This window comes from Dysgonomonas reticulitermitis, assembly GCF_054601275.1.
This window is the reverse complement of sequence record NZ_BAAHWU010000035.1, coordinates 1-17,412: the sequence shown is the minus strand read 5'-3', so window position 1 is coordinate 17,412 and position 17,412 is coordinate 1. Positions and strand designations below refer to the sequence as shown.

Genomic DNA, 17,412 nt, shown 5'->3' with positions numbered 1-17,412 from the left:
TTTTACTTCTTCCCCCTCACCGAAGACGCATAAATACCAAACAGACAAAGTATAAGGCAAATAACAAAAGTAATCTGCATACTGTTTATAAACTTAGCAGGCGACACGGCCGACATATTTATATTACCCACCATCAGCGATATAGACATGATGGCGATACCCATGCTGAGCGATTGTCCGGTAAGGCGCATCGTTCCCATTGTAGCCGAAGCCAATCCATAATGTTTCTTTTCTACCGAGCTCATTATAATATTCGTATTCGGCGACGAGAATATTCCAAAGCCAAGACCCAGTAAAATCAGCATTCCTCCCAGAAAATAATAACTTGTACCTTCGGAGATAAAGCACAGTCCAACCAGACCGACAGCAATAATACTCATGCCGAGTGTTGCCAAAAAGGTAGCAGACATTTTATCGGAAAGGCTTCCCGATTTCAAAGATGCTACTGCCTGTACTACCGACTGAATAATAAGTAACAGACCTGCGTCGCGGGGAGTAAGCCCTCGTACATTCTGAAGATATAGGCTCAACATAAAAGAGATAGCAAAAGTAGCCGAATAGTTGATTAGGGCAGACAGGGACGACAGACGGAAAACTTTGTTCTCAAGAAACACACGTATGTTAAACACAGGGAACTCCTGCTTCTTTTCATAGAATGCGAATATCAGCAAAACAACTATACCTACGCCAATAAAAATAAATCCCTGAAAGCGCGGCAAAGTTGTAAATCCGTAGATAAGAGCAGACAGTCCAATGGCAAACAAGATAGAACCTATGGTGTCAAATTTGCTTTTTGTTTCCTCTTTCCAATCATCCTTTATGATATAGTACCCACCAACAGCCACGATAAAACTTACGGCTGCCGAAACGAAGAAAATACTATGCCAATCGAGATATTGAGTCAGAAGTCCACCGATAAAAGGCCCTGCTGCAAGAGAAAAATAAACCGAAGCTGAGATTATACCCATCGCCCATCCGCGTTTTTCGGCAGGAACGGATGAAGTAAGGATCGCCGTGCTGGTTCCGAACATCATGGCGCTGCCTATTCCCGCCAGGAAGCGATATATGATAAGCACCACCCCTGTGGTAGCCAGTCCGCTGAGTACAGAAAACACTGTAAGTATGACGACACCCCATATAAAGACCCTTTTGCGGCCTGTCATGTCTGCAAAACGGGCGCATGGTATTTGCAATATTGCCGTAGACAACATGTAAGCGGTAGGTATCCAGCCGAGCATAACAGTATTCAGTGTCAGATCTTTGTTGATATAAGGCAATGCCAGATTGAGAGCCGAGCTCATAAAAGGGACAAGAGAGGAAGCAAGACAAAGGATGAACAATAAAGCTCCTATATTGGATGGAGATTTTACAGAATCTGCTTGTTTCATAGTCTTTTTGTTAGATTATCAAGTACTGTTTTCATCATTTGGTTTGATGCGGGAATGTTGCAAAATCCGGAAAATACATCCGCTTTCGACCGGATATATTTCCCTTTGGTTTGCTCTTCATATCCATTATCAATTATATCATTGCAACTTTCTTCTGTCGCTTCAAAATGAAATTGCAAAGCCAACACATTGTCCTTGTATAGAAATGCCTGATTTGGGAAAGCTTCGCTCGATGCCAAATGTTTAACACCAACGGGCAAATCGAATGTATCGCCATGCCACTGAAAAACGACAGGAGATAGTTCATTGCTACCGAATAACTCTTGTGCAGCAGAGTCGGTAAATGTTACAGGCCACCAGCCTATTTCCTTTTCTTTCGCAGGATAGACTTTAGCTCCCAAAACATTCGCTATAAGTTGCGATCCGAGGCAGATGCCCAGCACGGCTTTATCGGCATCTATGGCTTGTCGGATAAATTCTTTTTCTCCTCTCAACCAAGGGAATATATCTTCGTCGTAAGCGCCCATCGGTCCTCCCATAACCACAAGCAGATCGAACGTTTCCAAATTAGGGAAAATATGCTCGTCATACATTTTTGTTACCGACAATTGGCTTCCGTTCTCCTTTATCCACTCGCCGATATATCCAATCCCCTCGTACGAAACATGTTGGATATAGTGAACCCTGCATACAGACTTACTCATATGATATTTCATTTTGATTCTAAAAGTACCAAAATGTTCGATCATTCAGAAATTAAAGGGGTAGATTTTTAGAGGATCAGGTTGTTAATAAAACTTTGAAAGACTACTGATATTCATATAATCGCTGTCACCTGATCAGCATCCCCTTATATTTCGGATCGTAGTTTTGTATCCACCATTTGTACATCAACACTGCTGTTAAGCAATATACTGCCGAATGTACCCACAGGGTGATATATTCCGGCCAGACATCCCGCAGGGTTGCGCCCATCGTACTTATTTTAACAAAGCCGTGTATCCCCGGAGTCGACGGGATTATGTAAGCAATCGATTGTATCGGTGCAGGGATTGCCGTCCAAGGCCATGAAATACCCGATATAAAGATAAAGATAACACTGGTGAATACGAAAAGAAGCATGCCGAACTCCCGCTGCGAGCAAAAATAGGACAATGTCATACTGAAGAAAGTCGCAGCCAATAGATATGGCATCAAAAACGCGGCAATAGTAAACGGATCGCCTATCTGCGGAAATTTGAAGATATAAGGCACAACCCTTAATACCCACACCGAGATCAACATATACAGGGATGCATAGCAAAAAGCCTTCCCGATAGTGAGTTTCAAGGCGCCGACATTCTTCCCTTCGGATGTATGCGAGGCTAAGGTAAAGCGTTTTTTATCGTTGTGAGTACCTATAATAGTCGCTATGCCCAGCATCAGCGTTTGCTGGATGATAAGTATAAGTATTGCCGGAACCAAGAAACTGGCAAATCCATTCTGAGTATTATACAAAACAACCCACTCGCTCTCTACTGCCTGACGTGTAGTAGCATCTTCTTCCCGGCTACCGCCTCCGGTTTCCGCCACCCGGATATCAGCCCCCATATCCAATGAAACTTCCGTAGCACTTAATAGCATAGCTTTATAAAAAAGTAAACTGCTCATATCGGCATAAACACTTACCGATGTTTGCCGTTGCGTATTGATCCTCCGGCTGAAATCGCCCGGTATATACACGATCCCGTAAGCTTCCTTGCGACGAAGGGCTTCACGGGCCTCTTCCATATCGGTAGCATAACCGACAACTTTAACATCGGCAGTAGCATCCACCTTACGTTTAAATTCTCGTGAGAGAGCCGAATGAGAGTCGTCTACTACGATCACTTTTACCTCATGCGCAACTTCGTTATTATATATAAAGCTGTATAAAACAGGATAAGCCAGCGGAACGATAAAGAACAGCAGAATAACGGCCGGATCCCGGAAAACAACTTTGAGTTCGTTGATCCAAACGTAATATATGTCGAGCAATAATTTTTTCATAATTATTTTAGCTGTTGGCTATTAGCTGTTGGCTATTAGCCTTTAGCTGTTAGCCCTTTTCTCTTATAACCTTTCACTTATAATTTTCAACTACTTAATTCGCTTTGCGCCATTGGCTTATTTTCACATTTGCTAATTGGCACATTTAAGGTTCATATACATTGTCTTTCAACAGTCGCTTCACTACTCCAAAGAAAAATACAGACAGCAATACAAAACCAAAAAGGGCGGCATAGTGATACATCGAATAACCGACAGAAATGCCATTCAGCGCCTGATCTATATATATAAGGAAGAAATGCCGCAAAGGGACTAAATTACTCAATGCGCTCAGGCTTCCGTCCATCGCCAATGTAGAGAATGAAAAACCGGCGATAGAGAACGAAACCATACCGATAAGGCTGGCAATACTAAGCGCCAGACGATAGTTACGGAACACACCCAACAAGATGATCCCTGTTCCCTGAGCTGCCAAAATCAGACATAGGTAGTTGAAGAACATCGGCCAGAATCCACTGTGCAGCGGAAAATGATTATAAACATAAAGTACCGACATAAACAACAAGGCTATACCCAGATAGATCATCGTATAAGGTATCATCTTGCCTGCCAGAACTTTAACAATAGAGCCATTCCCCATATCCATCAGCTTGCGCGCCGTTCCCATTTTTATCTCAGAACCGAGAGCCGATACAGTGAATATCAGGATAATCAGTTGCAGTATGCCGGGCAGTATAACGTTGTTCAGGTATACAGAATAATTAAGCCACGGATTGCCGATAGGGTGACTGTCTATTGTTATCGGCTGTAAAACCGGCATTATTTGGTTTTCGGTATAACCTTTTGCCATAGCCGTTTTCAATCCGACAGAGGCCGAGGCCAAAGTCGATATTGTTTTCAGATCCTGAAACAGAAGCGAACCCGAAATAAGAAAAGCATTGTTAGTATAATAAACAAGTTTCGGACGATTTCCTGAAATGGCATCCTTCGTAAAATCTTTCGGTATAGTCAACACAGCATAAACTTCCATTTGCTCCATTTGCTGACGCGCCTCTCTGAAAGACAAACTCTTATATTTAATATCTGTCTTTTCGAATGCATCCAACTGGCGGACCAATGAGCGTGAGGTAGTCGTATTATCCAGATCGACAACAGCAATAGGGATGCGGGAGGGAAGTCCGCTATCCATCATCCACAGAAGTATGATCATGGACAAAAGGGGCGCGACAAATATCCCCCAGATGCATATCTTGGAGGAGGAAATGCGCAGCCATTCTCTTTTGAATATTGCCAGTATACCTGTCATTTAGTTATGAGTAATTAGCGAATGACGTTATATCACTTTGTACCATTTTCAAATCTTCAAATTTACTAATTAGCACATTAATCTATTCTTTTATAATAAGGGACATACCCGGAAGTACATCTACCGATGCATCTTTAAATCGTGCTTTCACTTCAAACGTTTTGCGGTCGAACTGGCCTGTAGTCTTTGTAGCTTTCCACGCAGCGTAAGAGCCTAAATCCTTTACATAATACACAGTCATTTCCACTTCTTTGTCTAAAGCAGGAACGTAAGCTTTGAAAGTAGTACCTATATCTTTATAATCTTTCAAACGATCTTCGCGAATATTGAAAGAACCCCATTTGTCATCCAGTTTAGCCACATTCATAATCGGAGCCCCTGTGCCTACAAGTTCACCTTCGTTCGGAAATTTCTCTGTTACTTTTCCATCAACCGGCGATATCAGATAACTTTCCGAAATATAAGATTCTACTTCGGCTACCGCGCCTTTTGCCCGTTCCAGCATGGCCAATGCAGCTTCTTTATCTTCGCGTTCGGCTCCGTTTACAGCCATATCGTACTGCGACTTAGCAGCTTTTTCGGTAGCGATGGCAGCGTTAAGCTGAGCTTCCACCTCATCTTTTTTCTGCGCTGTAACTACTCCCTTGTCGAACAGGTTCTTCACACGGGTAAATGATTTTTGAGCTATGTCTACTCCAACTTTTGCCTTTTGCCACATTTCGTAAGCACCCTGTATCTGTTCTACACGAGCACCTTTTATGGCTTTTTGGTTTTGGGCAGCAGCTCCTTGTTGAGCAGCACTAGCCTGAGCCAGTTTAGCGTCGATGTCGGGTATGCTAAGGACAGCAAGTGTGTCACCTTTTTTCACAAAACTGCCCTCGTCAACTAAGTAACGGGAAATACGTCCCGGAACTTTACTCGATATACGCACTTCGGTGACATCAGCTTCTCCCTGTATAATATTGTCTTTCTGATTCAGGAAAAAGAAGCCATAAAGCCCAACAGCAATAATTATTGCGGCAAAAACTAAAATAGGTATTAGTTTCGATCCCGATTTTTTTTCTGTATCCATATCTGTATTATAATTAGCCCCTCCAACGGCCCCACCCCAACCCTCCCCTAAAGGGAGGGAGTTCAAGGGGAGGCTTTGATGAGGGTATTTTATTCATTAATATTATTTTAATCCCCCCTTTGGGGGATAGGGGGCCTATATCTTACGACCTAAAGCCTTGTTCAGGTATATACGGCAAAGGATTATATCTATCTGTGCATCTATCAGTTCGGAATGAGCAGACAGCCATGCGGTGTGGGCTGCCATCACATCGGATGCGGCAATTACTCCTTCTTCGAAACCGGCATTGGCATACCTGAGATTTTCATCGGCTTTGTCTACATTCTTTTGCGCAGAGGTATATTTTTTCTGAGCTTCGGTCAGTTTATATGAAGACTGATTGATCTGTAGTTTTATTTTCTCCTTTGCTTCTTCCAGTTCAAACTTTTTGATGCGGGTTTGCGCTTTGGCTACATTCAATTTAGACGAGCTCGACACAAAATTCAACGGCACTTTAACAATGACTCCTACATTCCACATCCCTCCAAACTTTTTTTCAAATCCATCGAACATATTGGGATTTGTCCATAGATAATTAGCTGTTAGAGCGACGTTAGGCATAAACTCGGATAAAGCTATTTTCTCTTGCTTGCCGTATATTTTTGTTGCCAATTCCAGACTTTTAATCTCTGTCCTGTTCGATAAAGCTTCGTCTATATTCAGAATATCAGCAGTGTTATCTTCACTCTGTATGCTTTCAATATTTTCATCGTTCAGTATAATCTGGTCGCTTATCTCCAATCCGCAAATTTGAGATAAAAGCATCTTGGACAGACTTAAACCGTTTTCTGCTTTGGTCAACGTCATCTCTGCTTCGTTCAATTTCACATTTACCGATAGCCTGTCGGCTTTAGTAGCAAGTCCTTCCTGCTCCATCGCCGAAATATCGGAATCTATTTTCTGCATTAATTTCACAAACGATTCGGCCAATCTTTTTTTATTTGCAACCGAGACTACTTGCCAATAAGCATTATCTACTTCTACAAGCACCTCTGTCATCCGGCTTTCTTTCATCGTCTTAGCCAGATCCTGAGCATATGATCTCAAGTCGTTGTAAGCTATTATCTTACCACCCGTAAACACGGGCTGAGTAAGTGTAAAGCCGCCCGCCCAAATGTTTTTAATATCCACTTCGCCCATCTTCCATACCGCATCGCGGACATCATCGCTTATCGGAATAGTATTGCCAATGCCCGGTATATCGAAAGGCAGGGTAATTCCCTGCGGTATAGCCGAAGAAGAGATCAGGTGCAAATTCTTTTGATTGCGCATATATCCTCCCATAAAGGATATATCAGGAAAAAATTTTGTTAAGGCGTCTTTCTTCTCGTAATATGCAATCCGTTCTTGTTCCGAGGCTATTTTAAGAGCTTTATTGTTTTCTATTGCCAATTTCCGGCATTGCTCGAGGCTCAATACCTGTTGCGCCATTATGCCGGATGCAAACATGCAGGTTAAAAGAAAGATTGCTCCAATGCTTTTTTTTATCATACTGCTGTTAAATCATTAGTTTTATATTTTGATTGTCTATGCAACTAAAGTACAAATTTAGCATACTTTTTTATAGTACAATATATATCCACTAATATTTTAACATCTTGCAACAAAAAAGGTTCACTTTTTGAGTGAACCTTTTCTATATAAAATAAGACAAATCTTATTTATTATCTCCTGAAAGTTTTTCTTTCAAAGCAGCCAACTCTTCGATATCACCTAAAGTAGTTTTTTCTACATTAGATTGAGGAAGAGTTTCTTCTTTCTTCGCTGAAGCTCTTTTTTGTTTCTTTTCAGCAGCAGCTTCTTTAGCTTCAGGTCTCTCATCTTCGAACACACGGCTGTGTGATACAATGATACGCTTAGAGTCTTTGTTAAACTCGATCACTTTGAAATCCAGTTTTTCTTCAGCTTTAGCTTGAGACCCGTCTTCTTTCACCAAGTGTTTTGGAGTTGCAAAACCTTCTACACCGTAAGGAAGAGAGATAACCGCACCTTTGTCAACCATTTCTACAACTGTTCCTTCGTGTACCGAACCTACTGTAAAGATAGTTTCGAATACATCCCAAGGATTTTCTTCAAGTTGTTTGTGGCCTAAGCTCAAACGACGGTTTTCTTTGTCAATTTCAAGAACTTGTACGTCGATATCGGCGCCGATAGCAGTTACTTCGCTAGGGTGTTTGATTTTCTTAGTCCAAGAAAGGTCTGAAATATGGATCAATCCGTCTACTCCTTCTTCTATTTCGGCAAATACGCCGAAGTTAGTGAAGTTGCGAACCTTAGCAGTATGCTTGCTTCCGATAGGATATTTTTCTTCGATATTTTCCCATGGGTCCGGTTTCAATTGTTTGATACCTAGAGACATTTTGCGTTCGTCGCGATCGAGTGTAAGCACTACGGCTTCTACTTCGTCTCCAACTTTCATAAAGTCTTGTGCACTGCGCAGGTGTTGAGCCCAACTCATTTCCGATACGTGGATCAAACCTTCCACACCCGGAGCTATTTCGATGAATGCACCGTAGTCAGCCATAACCACAACTTTACCTTTCACCTTATCGCCAACTTTAAGTTCAGCGCTAAGAGCATCCCATGGATGAGGAGTCAATTGTTTCAAGCCGAGAGCGATACGTTTTTTATCGTCGTCGAAATCAAGGATAACAACGTTGATTTTCTCGTCCAGTTTAACCACTTCTTCCGGATGTTGAACACGTCCCCAAGAAAGGTCTGTAATGTGGATCAATCCGTCTACGCCACCCAAGTCGATGAACACACCGTAAGAAGTGATGTTCTTAACTGTACCTTCAAGTACCTGGCCTTTTTCAAGTTTCGAGATAATGTCTTTCTTCTGTTGTTCAAGTTCAGCTTCGATAAGAGCTTTGTGTGAAACAACAACGTTTTTGAATTCGTGGTTAATTTTCACAACCTTGAATTCCATAGTTTTACCAACGAATACATCATAGTCGCGGATTGGCTTCACGTCGATTTGAGATCCCGGCAAGAATGCTTCGATACCAAATACATCAACGATCATACCGCCCTTAGTGCGACATTTGATAAATCCTTTGATGATTTCGTCTTTTTCAAGAGCTTCGTTAACACGATCCCAAGAGCGTGTAGCGCGTGCTTTCTTGTGAGACAGGATCAATTGTCCTTTTTTGTCTTCCTGGCTTTCGATGTAAACCTCTACTTCGTCACCAATTTTAAGATCAGGATTGTAACGGAATTCGTTCATCGATACAACACCATCCGATTTGTAACCGATATTAACAACAACTTCGCGTTTGTTCATAGAGGTTACTTTACCCATTACCACTTCTTTATCGTTTACTTTGTTCAACGATTGGTCGTAGGTTTCTATTAATTCTTCTTTGCTCTTACCAATGTAAGAATCGCCTTGTTCGTACGCATCCCAGTCAAATTCTGCAACCGGCTGTACATTTTTTAAATTATCAATCATTCAAAATCGATCTGGCTCCAGTCCTGATCAGTACCGTTAAAAAAGTTAAACATATTTTGCTAAAAAGCGGTGCAAATATATTGTTTTTCAATGAATAAAGCAATAAATACCGGAAGAAAATTTCCAATACACTTCTGAATTTTCATATACATACAAACGAAACAGGCTAAATATCCATAAAAGGATATCCAGCCTGTTTTATTTTTATTTCTATATTATCTTACTTAACGATCAAGCCCAAAATACGATAGAATATCATTGCAACCAATGCGCTGACGGGAATGGTCAATATCCATGCTATAAGCAGATCTTTGGTTACTCCCCAGCGAACAGCCGACAGGCGTTTGACCGCACCTACTCCCATGATTGCACCGGTGATAGTATGGGTAGTACTTACCGGTATCTTGAGTATTTCGGTAAGGTATAGGGTTAACGCACCTGCCGTTTCGGCTACAACACCTTCCAGCGGTGTGACTTTTGTTATTCTTGTTCCCATTGTTTTCACAATACGCCAGCCGCCGGACATTGTGCCCAATGCTATAGCTGTAAAGCAAGCTAGTGGAATCCAGTCATGTATTTCTGCCATCGACTGCATTTCCATCCAATGCGGCATTTCCACTATACCATAACTCGCAATCAATGTAGCCCCGATGATGCCCATGATTTTTTGTGAGTCATTCAATCCGTGCCCGATACTGAACAAGGCAGAAGACACCAGCTGTAAATGGCGAAACCATGTTTCGGCTTTGTGAGGTTTTACATTTTTACATATATGTATTATAAGCAATGTCAGAAGCGTAGCCATTATCATACCGATGATAGGGGCCAGAAATATGAATGCCGCTATCTTTATTATCACGGAAGAATGGATAGCAGCGAATCCGCCATGCGCGATCGCAGCGCCGGCAAAACCACCTATCAACGTATGGGAAGACGATGAGGGAATCCCCAACCACCATGTCGTCAAGTTCCATGTTATTGCGGCAATGAGGCCTGCTATAACGACAAATGGCGTAATAAAGTCGCTATGTACGGTTTTTGCTACTGTGTTAGCGATACTGTCGCCAAATCCACCTAAAAAGTGAACTGCTATGAAGTAGGCCACAAAATTAAAGAATGCAGCCCATACAACAGCTTGAAAAGGTGTTAATACTTTTGTGGAAACAATTGTAGCTATAGAGTTAGCTGCATCATGAAATCCGTTGATAAAATCAAAAATAAGAGCAAGAAAAATTACAATTATTATCAGAGTCATGTCCTATTGTTATGAATACTTTATAATAACCGTTTTAATAATTTTACCCACACCCTTAGCTGCATCAGTAGCACGTTCCAACTCATGCAATATATCTTTCAGCTTGATGACTTCAATAGCATCGGTCTCGTTTTCAAACAAATCTATCAGGAAGTGTTCGTAAACGTCATCCGCTTTTTTCTCAACTACACCCAGCAACGAACAATATTCTTTAATCTTTTCAGGTCTTTTCTTCAGCGTATCCAATTCTCTCACCGCCTGTATCAAATGACTAGCAGACTCTTTCACCAGGATGGCTAAACGAATAGCGGCTTCAGGCATTGTTTTGGGACTGTAAAGCATAATGCGTTTTGCACAGCTGTTTATCAAATCCATTACATCATCCATTGTGCCTGACATGTGGTTGATGTCTTCACGGTCGAACGGAGTAATAAATGTTGAATTCAATTCTTCGAATATCTCATCCTGAATACTGTCGGCTTTATGTTCCTGCTCCTTTATTTTCTTATAAAGCTCTACAGCTGAACTATGGTCAGGGGCTTGAACACACTCTATAATAAGATCAGATGCTACAACAATGACTTCCGCCATCTGGTAAAGTAATAAGAAGAATTTATTTTCTTTAGGCTTAAACCTATCAAATAAGTTATTTTTCATAAAAATTAAATATGTCCATATTCAGGAGAAAACTACAGTTATGTTTCGCGCCATTCCTTTGGTACAAAGATAGAAAAAAAACGCAATTGTAATATTTTTTTAACATAAAAGTAACAATCGGTATCGATCTCTATTATTGAGGGTTAGCTATCACCTGTGTTTTAAGGGTTTACTCAAAATTGAGTTCTCCGAAATATTGAGGGACATGGAAATTTGGTTTTTCTGTCCGGATAGGATTCCATGACAAGAAATGAGGTATAGTCAGGTTATCTCCGCACTTATAGAAATTAGCCCGGGCCTTGACTCCGCTAAAAGTTTTAAGACCGGAGTGCCAGTATGCCGAAACAGGTATTACAAGCAACATATCCCACTTAAAGTCTCCTTGTTTTTTATCAAACGGTTCTGATCCGAGGCTGGAGTAACGCTTAATTGAGCTCATCACCTCTACACCGGCATGCTCTGCGTTTTTCTTGTCTTTTCTATATCCGAGAAGCGCCTTACCGATACAAGAAAATTCAGCATTGTAGTAAAAAGGTGAATCGGCAAAAGACAGAAAGAATTCCACGCATGAGTCTGTCCACACAGGCCCGTTATCTTCGGCAGCTTTGGCTAAGATTTCATTTTCCTCAACAAAAAAATGTAAGAAAAGATGTGAACCGTCATGTGCTATTTTGAATGTCACTTTCGGAGCAGACGGATACTCGCCGGGCCAGTTAACACACGCTACTTCGTTTACTATCACATCCTGCATACACTCTACAATAGCAGAGGGGTTATTCACATCGGCTACATCGATCAATGGTACAAATAACATAGTTGTCGGGTTAGGTTAGATTTATATTTCAGGTTCAATTTCTCTACAATGTTTTATTTATTTTTTCTATATAATTCAGTATTTCATCTCCGCCCAATCGGTGTTCCGAAGAGGTATAAAAGATTGCAGGGAGTTCTTCCCATGTTTCCTGCAATTTGGAGGTATAAGCAGCGATATTATCGGCTAATCTTCCCTTGCTTATTTTATCTGTTTTGGTAAACACGATTGCAAAAGGTATACTTTCTTCTCCCAGCCAGTTGAGAAATTCCATATCTATTTTCTGAGGTTCGTGGCGACAATCGAGCAACAAGAACAAGCACGTAAGCTGTGTACGCTTAAGAATATAGCTGTCGATAATTTTACGAATCTGTTCACGCCCTTCTTTTCCCCTTTGGGCATAGCCATACCCCGGCAGGTCTACCAGATACCATTCATTATTGATAACAAAATGATTGATCAATTGCGTTTTTCCAGGTTTTGAGGAAGTCATCGCCAACCCTTTGCGGTTGGTCAACATATTTATAAGAGAAGACTTCCCTACATTGGAGCGCCCGATGAAAGCATATTCAGGTTTGCCATCCTCAGGACATTTTCTGTAGTCAGTGTTACTAATAACAAACTGAGCGTCTTTTACTATCATATTTCATTTGTTTTATTTGCGATTGACAAAGATACGGGTTTTTGTCATAATGATTTGAAAAAACAGTCAGTTTGTGAAGCTAAAGTCGATTTTTAGAAATCTATCTCATATTGAAAGATAAAAATGTTAAGGGCAAACCGGTAAGTTCACCCTTAACATTATAATTTAATTCTTTAAAATTTGTAGCCGACACTAATATTAGCACAACGGTTCTTTTGGTCTCCGTCTTTGAATATTTTTGTCAAACCTTGGTCTGCACCCAAACTAACAGTTATTTTATCTGCAAATTCGGCTCCTACAGCTCCGCCAACACCAAAATCGAAACGGTTAGTATCGTCTCCAAAGAAATCTATATCCAGACTTTTATTCCCCGCTTCTCCTTTTATTTTACCGCCTATACCATATGCTAAATATGGACCAACGCGAAATACTAGTTTGACGGTAGGCGCAACTTCCAGTTTATACCCTGCATGTATTGGCAATTGCAAATACAGGGCATTTAGTTTCACATCTTTAAAAGTTACTCCTTGCAGATCAGCCAAGTTATAGCTATTCCCTTTTGCTCCTTTATTGGTCAACTCGAGTCCCGACATCAGAAAAAAGTTATCCGATAATTGCAAGTCGGCTGTTAATCCAACATTGAACCCGACCTTAATATCATCATCTAACTTCTGAATTTCAGAAAGATTCATACCTGCTTTTACTCCAAAAGAAACAGGGAGTTGAGCCGAAACATTTGTACTGATTATCATACCAACGATGACAAGAAATGAAATTTTAATTTTATTCATAATAAAATAGATTTTGTATTACTATTACGGGCATTTTATGTCATAAAGATATTAATTTATTTTATTGTTTTTTTGCTGAATCTAAATTATCTTCGTTTCTTATTAATGGAATGTAGCCTCAGGCATTGGCAGGTAAAAGTGTTTTCAGTTCATTAATAAGTAAATGATAAGATTTATTGTCGTATTTGTCATGCTGAGGAACGAAGCATCTCGTGTCTCTTTTTGGGGTCGAGATCCTTCCCTACGGTCAGGATGACATGCGACAGTAAATATTTTAGATTACTTATTGTATCCTGAACAAAACTTTTTTCGTATTGTTTTAACAATTAAATAATTAGATCATGGCAAAAAAGATATTATTGATCATTGTGGCGGTCATTGTTGCAGGGCTACTCATATTTGGATATATCAGATATTACGTCCCATTCAGCGACTCGGGTGTAAAGGCCGGAATACTAAATAATGTAAAGCATAAAGGAATCATATTTAAAACTTACGAAGGTGAATTAATCCAGTCGGGATTCCGTCCGGGAGCACAAGGCTTACAGTCCAATGAATTTCAATTCTCCATAGAAAGTAAAGAACTGTATGATAAATTAATGTCTCTTAGCGGACAAAATGTAAAACTGCACTACAAAGAATATTATGGCACTCTGCCTTGGCGCGGCTACACTAAATTCATAGTAGACAGTATTGTTTCGGCAGATCCAATGCAACCTGTACAAAAAGATGAAATACCACCCTATGCGGCCCAATAACTTATGATAAGAGATGTTACCCCGGCCGATGCTGCGCGCATAGCCGAAATATATAATTACTATATCGAAGAAACGATCATTACTTTTGAGTACGACCGCGTAACCGAAAGCGATATACGGCAACGTATCGAAAAAGTCCTCAAAAAAGGGTTTCCTTATTTTGTTTATGAAAAAGATGGAGAAGTCGTTGGTTATGCCTACCTCGACAATTGGCGGGAGCGTGTAGCTTACGACATCACCCTGGAAACAAGTGTCTATCTCGATCGCAACCTGATAGGCGGAGGAGTAGGAAGCATTCTGTATCAGGAGTTGATAGACCGTGCCCGGAAAATTAATATCCATTCGTTGATAGGGGTTATATCATTACCCAACGAGCAAAGCCAAAAACTACACCGAAGATTTAATTTCGAACTGATAGGGAATTTCAGGGAATCGGGTGTGAAATTCGGAAAACTGATAGATGTGGAATTCTGGCAATTAATTTTGTAGCAATTTCTTACGAAGCGTATTAACGGGATACAGTACAGCCAAGAATCCGATAAGGCTCACTGTAAAGAATATAATAACTATATCCAGTGTTTCTACTGCAACAGGATACGCATTGATAACAAATTCTCCCGGAGACGATCCGAGCTTCAATAATCCATAGTGTTCTTGCAGTAAGCAGGCGACAAGCCCTATTGCCAACCCCACTACAGCCCCGACAAAAGTTATCAGCCAGCCTTCAAATAAAAATATTCTGGTAATCAGTTTGTTTTTCGCGCCCATATTACGCAAGACCTGAATATCATCGTTCTTTTCCAGAATCAACATGGTGAGAGAGCCGATGATATTGAACACAGCAATGACCAGAATAATGCCAAGAATAAGAAAAGTAACCCACTTTTCGATGTTAACCATGCGATACATTTCTTCTTGTTGCTGCATGCGGTTTTTAATAATCAGGTTCTCACCCAATACAGACTTTATTTTGCCTTGAACTTTGTCTATATCATAACCCTCTTTCACTTTAATGTCGAGCGAAGAAACCTCTGTTTCATAGTCCAGCAATTCGCGCACTAAGCCAATGGACATAATAAGAACTTGCTCATCATATTTCGGTTGATTGAGGGCAAACACTCCGCTTATATGGATCTGGGACGGAGTAAATGCATTAGACGGATTAGCCAGGTTGATATTCACATTGCGCTTAGGCACATACAGTTCCACCGGATCGAGAAAGCCTGCGCGAACGCCCAAAAATGCAGCCAGTCCGGCTCCGACAACCGCTTCTTCAACATCTCCTTCTTTCAATACGAAGCGACCGTCAATGATAAGATTGTTGATGTTCGCCAAGTCTACAAATTCGGGAGATACGCCTTTCATTACAATCGCTTCCTGCCTGTCTCCAAATTTCGCCAAAGCACTTTCTTCCAAGCTTTGCGAAACAAATGATACTTCAGGGATAGCTTTTATCTTCGCTATTTCCTGTGCCGGTTCAAAGACCTTGCCTGTTGCAGGCGTTATTTGCAATTCGGGATCGAAAGCGCTGAAAGTCCTGGCCGAAAATTCCGTAAATCCGTTGAATATGGACAATGCACATACCAATGCCGCTGTGGCGACCGTAATACCGCAAACCGAGATTAGCGATATTATATTGATAGCGTTATGCGACTTTTTGGCAAAAAGGTAACGCCCGGCTATGTGCAACGGAAGGTTCAACTTAGTCTTCTTTTTTATCGTCAGAGTTCAACAACCGGTCGATGTTTTCGAGGTAATCGAGCGAGTCGTCCAGATAGAAAGCCAATTCGGGAATCACACGCAATTGTTTTCCAACCTTTTGTCCAAGTTCGTATCGCAAAGTTTTCACACTGCTTTTGATGTTAGTAAGAATCTCTTTTCCCTGTCCGGACGGGAATATGCTGAGATAAACCTTTGCCAATCCCAAATCAGGTGTCACCCTTACTGTACTTACAGTAACAAGCACGCCACGCATCTGAGCCGTTTCTTTCCTGAATAATTCACTCAGCTCTTTCTGAATCAGGCGGTTTATTTTTTGTTGTCTGGTAGTATCCATTTCTTTCTCTTTTTTATCAAGACTACAAAAGTACAATTATTATTTAGATCTGAAACGAAAAACTTTAGCGTCAGGGCAACCTATCAAAAAAGTGAAGAATGAAAAACTAAAAATGAAGAATGGCGCGAAGCGACAGAAGCTTGTAACTTTTTAACTAAAAAGTAACAAACTTCTACAGTCAGCAGTCAACAAGGCCATACCTTCTAATAGCCCGTAGGGCTTGCATATCAATAGAAAACAGCCTAATCCCCTCATAAGTTGCCCGTAGGGCATCCACCTGTCCATTCGTGAATCCCCTCTGGGGATTTGTTGTTGTATTGCACGTTTTTTCTATTGATATGGATGCCCTACGGGCAAATTGGTTATCAATATTTAATATATTGTTTAATTCATAATTCTTCAGTAGTCAGTAGTCAGCGCTCGGAACTTTAAACTTAAAACTCGTAACTTTTTAACCCATAATTTTTTAACTAAAAAGTAACAAACTCCCATAGTACATGACAAAAAATATTGCAAAATCTTATATTGCCCTTACAGGGCGCGGTTTCAGAGGATTTCGTTTTCCCACCCAAGGCGTTGCCATTGGGCTATATTATGTAGCCCCTTCAGGGCATCGTGGAAAGAAACAGGCTGAAGGCCTGATATATTCCAGCCCGGGGTAACATCCCGGGGAGATGACAGACTAGGGAACCGCACCCTGTAAGGGCAACATAATAAGTCTTTTAAATGTATATAAAATATTTTTTGTCATGTACTATGCAAACTCCACACTTATTTTTTAGCCGATAACCGTTAGCCCTTGCTCGCGCGGCTACCCTCTTTGTCATCCTGACCGCAGGGAAGGATCCCGATCCCCGAGAAACAGGAGATGCTTCCTGTCGTCAGCATGACAAACCAGAATTTAACTAAAAAGTAACAAACTTCTACCAGTAAACAGTAGTTAGTAGTGAGTAGTGAGTAGTGAGTAGTGAGCGCTCAGAACTTAAAACTCATAACTTTTTAACTCCTGCTTTTCATTTTAACTAAAAAGGACTTTGTTGCAACGGCAGTCAAACCGGTATTTTTCTTCACTATCGTAGCAAGTAAAATTAACTCACTTTGTAAGCATCGGGCATACCAATCCCGATGAATTTATTTAATGTCAAACATTTGAGTTT

The 17,412-nt window shown here is 40.8% G+C and carries 17 protein-coding genes; 3 read left to right on the top strand and 14 right to left on the bottom strand.

The features are described from left to right. Positions 1 to 2: 2 nt before the first annotated feature. The 12 genes from ACYPZI_RS11920 to ACYPZI_RS11865 form a co-directional block, all read right to left on the bottom strand. Positions 3 to 1,388, bottom strand: coding sequence for an MFS transporter (locus ACYPZI_RS11920; RefSeq protein WP_459601871.1), 1,386 nt, complete (start codon positions 1,386 to 1,388; stop codon positions 3 to 5). Further along, complete coding sequence (locus ACYPZI_RS11915; protein ID WP_459601869.1) at positions 1,385 to 2,092, bottom strand: type 1 glutamine amidotransferase; 708 nt, start codon at positions 2,090 to 2,092, stop codon at positions 1,385 to 1,387. Before ACYPZI_RS11915 ends, ACYPZI_RS11920 begins: the two co-directional genes overlap by 4 nt. Before the next feature lie 127 nt (positions 2,093 to 2,219). Further along, positions 2,220 to 3,416, bottom strand: coding sequence for an ABC transporter permease (locus tag ACYPZI_RS11910; protein ID WP_459601867.1), 1,197 nt, complete (start codon positions 3,414 to 3,416; stop codon positions 2,220 to 2,222). A 145-nt stretch (positions 3,417 to 3,561) separates the two neighbouring features. Next, a complete protein-coding gene (locus tag ACYPZI_RS11905) occupies positions 3,562 to 4,722 on the bottom strand; it encodes an ABC transporter permease (RefSeq protein ID WP_459601865.1) in 1,161 nt (386 codons plus the stop codon). Positions 4,723 to 4,804: 82 nt separating this feature from the next. Further along, complete coding sequence (locus ACYPZI_RS11900) at positions 4,805 to 5,794, bottom strand: HlyD family secretion protein (protein WP_459601863.1); 990 nt, start codon at positions 5,792 to 5,794, stop codon at positions 4,805 to 4,807. A gap of 135 nt (positions 5,795 to 5,929) precedes the next feature. Further along, the gene (locus tag ACYPZI_RS11895; RefSeq protein WP_459601861.1) at positions 5,930 to 7,324 is read right to left on the bottom strand and encodes a TolC family protein; all 1,395 of its coding nucleotides are present in this window, start codon (positions 7,322 to 7,324) and stop codon (positions 5,930 to 5,932) included. Positions 7,325 to 7,490: 166 nt separating this feature from the next. Continuing rightward, positions 7,491 to 9,281, bottom strand: coding sequence for a 30S ribosomal protein S1 (gene rpsA, locus ACYPZI_RS11890; protein WP_459601897.1), 1,791 nt, complete (start codon positions 9,279 to 9,281; stop codon positions 7,491 to 7,493). A gap of 223 nt (positions 9,282 to 9,504) precedes the next feature. After that, positions 9,505 to 10,539 (bottom strand): inorganic phosphate transporter, encoded by a 1,035-nt coding sequence (locus ACYPZI_RS11885; protein ID WP_459601859.1) that lies wholly within the window; start codon positions 10,537 to 10,539, stop codon positions 9,505 to 9,507. Between the two features lie 9 nt (positions 10,540 to 10,548). Next, positions 10,549 to 11,196, bottom strand: coding sequence for a DUF47 domain-containing protein (locus ACYPZI_RS11880; RefSeq protein WP_459601857.1), 648 nt, complete (start codon positions 11,194 to 11,196; stop codon positions 10,549 to 10,551). Positions 11,197 to 11,365: 169 nt separating this feature from the next. Next, positions 11,366 to 12,010: a carbohydrate-binding family 9-like protein gene (locus ACYPZI_RS11875; RefSeq protein WP_459601855.1), complete on the bottom strand. Its 645-nt coding sequence runs from the start codon at positions 12,008 to 12,010 to the stop codon at positions 11,366 to 11,368. A gap of 43 nt (positions 12,011 to 12,053) precedes the next feature. Continuing rightward, entirely contained in the window at positions 12,054 to 12,650 is a 597-nt protein-coding gene (gene yihA, locus ACYPZI_RS11870) for a ribosome biogenesis GTP-binding protein YihA/YsxC (RefSeq protein ID WP_459601853.1), read from the bottom strand. 173 nt (positions 12,651 to 12,823) lie between these two features. Continuing rightward, entirely contained in the window at positions 12,824 to 13,441 is a 618-nt protein-coding gene (locus ACYPZI_RS11865) for a porin family protein (RefSeq protein WP_459601851.1), read from the bottom strand. A gap of 341 nt (positions 13,442 to 13,782) precedes the next feature. Between ACYPZI_RS11865 and ACYPZI_RS11860 the strand changes: the two genes are divergently transcribed. After that, positions 13,783 to 14,199, top strand: coding sequence for a hypothetical protein (locus ACYPZI_RS11860; protein WP_459601849.1), 417 nt, complete (start codon positions 13,783 to 13,785; stop codon positions 14,197 to 14,199). 3 nt (positions 14,200 to 14,202) lie between these two features. Continuing rightward, positions 14,203 to 14,688: a GNAT family N-acetyltransferase gene (locus ACYPZI_RS11855; RefSeq protein ID WP_459601847.1), complete on the top strand. Its 486-nt coding sequence runs from the start codon at positions 14,203 to 14,205 to the stop codon at positions 14,686 to 14,688. Here ACYPZI_RS11855 and ACYPZI_RS11850 read toward each other — a convergent pair. Both ACYPZI_RS11850 and rbfA read right to left on the bottom strand, forming a co-directional pair. Beyond that, positions 14,677 to 15,900, bottom strand: a complete 1,224-nt coding sequence (locus tag ACYPZI_RS11850) for an FtsX-like permease family protein (RefSeq protein WP_459601845.1) — start codon at positions 15,898 to 15,900, stop codon at positions 14,677 to 14,679. The two genes, ACYPZI_RS11855 and ACYPZI_RS11850, sit on opposite strands and share 12 nt — an antisense overlap. Before the next feature lies 1 nt (position 15,901). Then, complete coding sequence (rbfA, locus tag ACYPZI_RS11845; protein ID WP_459601843.1) at positions 15,902 to 16,255, bottom strand: 30S ribosome-binding factor RbfA; 354 nt, start codon at positions 16,253 to 16,255, stop codon at positions 15,902 to 15,904. Between the two features lie 497 nt (positions 16,256 to 16,752). Between rbfA and ACYPZI_RS11840 the strand changes: the two genes are divergently transcribed. Next, entirely contained in the window at positions 16,753 to 16,917 is a 165-nt protein-coding gene (locus ACYPZI_RS11840; RefSeq protein WP_459601841.1) for a hypothetical protein, read from the top strand. The last annotated feature ends 495 nt before the right edge of the window (positions 16,918 to 17,412 follow it).